The organism is Hyphomonas sp. UBA3195 (genome assembly GCF_002366485.1).
GTDB lineage: Bacteria > Pseudomonadota > Alphaproteobacteria > Caulobacterales > Hyphomonadaceae > Hyphomonas.
On sequence record NZ_DEXB01000034.1, the window covers coordinates 514 to 4,561 of the forward strand.

Below are 4,048 nucleotides of genomic sequence, written 5' to 3' on the forward strand. Positions count from 1 at the left end.
TTCCCGCGTCACTATTGACGCTGCGACCGAAACTGGACGACGATCAGGTCATGACTGACACGACTTCACTCAGCCAGTTGAAACAGGCTGCCCTCGACCGGGCCCGCGCCGGAGACTGGAACGGGGCCGCCGACACGCTGCACACCGTGCTGGCACAATCCCCGAGCGATCTTGGCAGCCTGCTCTTGCTCGGCGATGTCAGCCATTCGGGCGGCAATATCCAGGCCGCCAGTGACGGGTATCGCGCCGCACTCGCCCTCGCCGGCCAGATGCCGAACCTTCCCGCTACGGTTCAGGCCGGCCTGCGGCGCGCCCAGACCCGGCTCGCCGATTATGCCTCGGACTATGCCGCCCGGCTGGACGGTCTGATCCCGCCTTCCGAGCGCTCGGCCCGGTTCAACCAGTCCCTCGACATCCTGCTTGGACGCCAGCCCGCCTATCTCCAGGAACCGCGCCGCTATTATTTCCCCGGCCTGCCCCAGATCCAGTTCTACGACACGGCTCAGTTCGACTGGGTGCAGGATATGGAAGACAGAACCCCTGACATACAGGCCGAACTCCGCACCGTCCTCGCCGAGGACCAGGCGAGCTTCCGTCCCTATATCGAGCGCGGTGCAGGCCATCTTGGCGGACAGGACCATCACCTGCTCGACAATACAGACTGGAGCGCCTTCTATCTCTGGAAAGACGGGCAGAAGATCGAAGCCAACTGCGCCCGTTGCCCGATCACCACGGCCGCGCTGGAACGCGTCCCGCTTGATTTTGCAGACGGCAAGTGCCCATCCGTCCTGTTTTCGGTTCTGAAGCCCGGCGCGCACATCCCGCCGCACAATGGCATGGTGAACACGCGGCTGATCTGCCACCTGCCGCTGATCGTGCCCGGCCCGGCCTGGCTACGCGTCGGCAGTGAGACGCATCACTGGCAAGAAGGGCGCATGGTCATCTTCGACGACACGATCGAGCATGAAGCAAAGAACGAAGCGGACGAGACCCGCATCGTGCTCCTGTTTGATGTCTGGCGGCCCGAACTGAGCGACCAGGAACGGCGCGAAGTCGCCACCTTGCTGGGGGCGATCGACAGTTTCAGCGAGAGCTGACCTAGGCCCGCCGCAAGACCGCAAAGAAGAATCCATCCGTGCCGGCCCGGCGCGGCGTCAGGCGCACGCTGCCGGTGGGGCCGCGATATTTGCGCACGAGCGCTGCGCCCTCTTCGGTCAGCAGACCGGAAGCAATGGCAGACTCTGCCGCGTCTTCCTCGGAAAACTCGGAATGCGCCGCCAGGAACTTCGCCACGCGGTCTTCGTCTTCTTCCATCAGGAAAGAGCAAGTCGCATAGAGCAGCCGTCCGCCCGGCTTCACATAGGCGCTCGCGGCCGCAAGGATTTCGTCCTGCTCGCCCATGCGCTTTTCCAGCTGGCGTTCTTTCAGCCGCCACTTGGCGTCCGGACGCCGACGCCATGTGCCGGTCCCCGTGCAGGGCGCGTCCACGAAAACAAGGTCCATCTGATCGGATAGGTCTTCCAGCTGAGTCGGCTCGCTCGGATGCACCAGTTGCACATTGTGTGCGCCGGAACGTTTGAGGCGCGGGATCAGCGCCGACAGACGCCGCCCGTCAATGTCATAGGCAAATATCTGGCCTTTGCCCTGCATCTGCGCGGCCATGGCCAGCGTCTTGCCGCCACCCCCTGCGCAATAATCCATGACTTGCTCGCCCGGCTGGGCATTCGCCGCTGCAGACGCGATCTGGCTGCCCGCATCCTGCACTTCGACCCAGCCCTTGGAATAGGCCGGAATGCTCTCCAGAGAGGCTTCGCGCTCGCTCGGGTCGCGGGCGGGAATATTGAACGCGTTGAGCAATAGCGGCGATGCTTCGGCTTTCGCGCTGCGCAGCGGCTGGGACGCTTTCTCTGCCTCCACTTTCAGCGTGTTGACGCGAAGGTCCACATCGGCGCGCACGGCCATTGCCTGTGCCTCGACAGCGGCTTCCTCGCCGAACACACGCGCCATCATGGGCGCCATCCATTCGGGATAGTCGCCTTGTACATGCGGCGGCGCGACCGGGTCCGGGGCCATGACGAGGCGCTCGCGCTCCTGCAGGGTCAGCTTGGCGGGCGCATGGTCTTCATCCATGGCCGAGTCGATTTCCTTGATATTCCAGCCCCAGGCATGTGCCAACGCGCCGAGGATCAGGCCGCGCGGACTGTCATCGCCCATCGCATGCGCAATCGAATTGCGCTTGCGCAGCGCGTCCAGCACGAGGCCGCTGACCCATGCCCGGTCTTTCGATCCGGCATAACGCGCGCGCTTGCCCCAGTCCCGCGCAGCCGATTTCACCGGCTGGTGCCGGGTCAGCACGTCGTTCAGCACGTCTATTGCCGCTGCGATGCGTCCGCCATTGCGCATGGGATTTGCCCCTCAAGTCTCTGCAAACCGCCCTGTTACCCCGCAAAATGGGCAAGGGAAACCGGCAATAGCTTAACCGGCGGCCTGAATCACATGCGCCGCCATGGCGCGGCCGCTCTCGACCGCATCACTCGCGAGCCGTCCGAGCGCCCAATCTCCGCCGACGATCAGCCGTCCATCGGCACTCGCGGCAAAAGGCATCCCGAGCGGCGTGCGCACGCGTGCATACCGCCAGCGATGGGCGGCCAGGTAGTCAGGTTCGCCAGGCAAATCCACCTGCTGCCGGCCGGCTTCCAGCAACCGCGCCGCCGCGTCATCCTTTTCCAGTTCCAGATTCTCTGCGCTCCAATCCGGGCTCGCATGCACTGTCCAGCGCTCGAGGCCCGTCTGGCCCGGCTTCGCCAGCATGGGGATCGCTTTTGCAAGCGCGCCGCCGAGCGTGAGAACCTCCTGCTCCAGCCCGGTCGGGTCTGCAAAGGCCATCAACAGCGTCCAGAGCGGCGACATGCCTGCCTTGGCGAACTGCGCTGATAGCGTGGCATCCGCCGCAGTGAGCGTCGCAGCCTGTATGGGCGGCGCCGTCACGATCACCCGGTCAAAGACACCCAGACCTACGCCCTGCTGGTCGCTCAGCCTCCAGGTGTTTTCCGCGCGGATCAGCGGCTGAACTTCCACTGACTTTCGAATATCCAGTCCGCCAGACATCGCACGGGCGAGCGCGCTCATGCCGGGCAGCCCCGACTGGCGCATCTCGACCGGTGCGCTGTGCCAAACCTCACCGCCGCCCGGCACGCTGGCTGGAACCCCAGGTGCACCATGGTCAATCGGCCCGAAATCCGTGCGACGCGTCGCCAGACGACCGCCCAGTCCGCGGCTCTTCTCGAATATGACCGGTGTCATACCCGTCTCCGCCAATGCCCGTCCGGCGGCGAGCCCGGCCAATCCTGCTCCGATGATTGCGATCCTGTCCGTCATGCCGATTCCCTGTATCAATTACAGTTCAAGCTAGGGCGCGGTCTGGCCAAGTCCCGTAAATAGTGGCTGGATAGCGTGGCTGGAGAGGTAAATTGATGCTCAAACTGGACCTGCCACCGCAGGTGACGACTGCAAGCCCGGCTGACTGGCGACAGATCGGCGACATCACGGCTGAAGCATTTTCCGAAGATCCCATCAATCGCTGGATATTCGGCACCGACGCCGCCATCCGGGCGACCTTCCGACAGCTGGCGCGAGACATGTATCTTCCTGAGGGTATCTGCCACCAGATTGGCGATGATGCCGCCACGATGTGGGCCCTCTCCGAAACGCGGCATGGGCTGACATCACTCCAGACCTTCCGGCTGGTGCTTTCACTTCTCAGCAAAGGATCAAAAGGGACCGTGAAACGGGCGCTGAAGGCCGGCGAGATCATGCAGAAATATCATCCGACCGAACGCCACCTCTACCTCTTCACAATCGGCACACGGAAGGCTGCGCGTGGCAAAGGCCTCGGCAAGACGATATTGCGCCCCATGCTGGACGCCGCCGACCGCGCGGGCCTGCCCTGCTATCTGGAAAACTCGAACCCCGCCAATTCCGGCTTCTATATGAGCCACGGCTTCGAGCGGATGAAACTGTTCGAGGTCGGAGAAGGCTCACCGCAGAT

4 protein-coding genes are annotated in these 4,048 nt (G+C 63.8%); 2 read left to right on the forward strand and 2 right to left on the reverse strand.

Features of this window, described 5'->3' with window-relative positions:
• A partial coding sequence (locus tag B2344_RS10485; protein ID WP_290485185.1) for an aspartyl/asparaginyl beta-hydroxylase domain-containing protein occupies positions 1-1,097 on the forward strand: 1,097 nt, incomplete at its 5' end.
• A gap of 1 nt (position 1,098) precedes the next feature.
• Here B2344_RS10485 and B2344_RS10490 read toward each other — a convergent pair.
• Complete coding sequence (locus tag B2344_RS10490) at positions 1,099-2,403, reverse strand: RsmB/NOP family class I SAM-dependent RNA methyltransferase (protein ID WP_290482826.1); 1,305 nt, start codon at positions 2,401-2,403, stop codon at positions 1,099-1,101.
• Between the two features lie 72 nt (positions 2,404-2,475).
• Positions 2,476-3,378 carry an NAD(P)/FAD-dependent oxidoreductase gene (locus B2344_RS10495; protein ID WP_290485186.1) on the reverse strand — a complete coding sequence of 301 codons (903 nt, stop codon included), beginning with the start codon at positions 3,376-3,378 and terminating at the stop codon, positions 2,476-2,478.
• 95 nt (positions 3,379-3,473) lie between these two features.
• Between B2344_RS10495 and B2344_RS10500 the strand changes: the two genes are divergently transcribed.
• Positions 3,474-4,048, forward strand: a 575-nt coding sequence (locus B2344_RS10500; RefSeq protein WP_290485187.1) for a GNAT family N-acetyltransferase, incomplete at its 3' end; no start/stop codon positions are given.

What these genes read in the sequence shown, in the direction of transcription:
- B2344_RS10490 (WP_290482826.1), bottom strand. Translation starts at nt 2,403, where the DNA reads ATGCGCAATGGCGGACGCATCGCAGCGGCAATAGACGTGCTGAACGAC.
- B2344_RS10495 (WP_290485186.1), bottom strand. Translation starts at nt 3,378, where the DNA reads ATGACGGACAGGATCGCAATCATCGGAGCAGGATTGGCCGGGCTCGCC.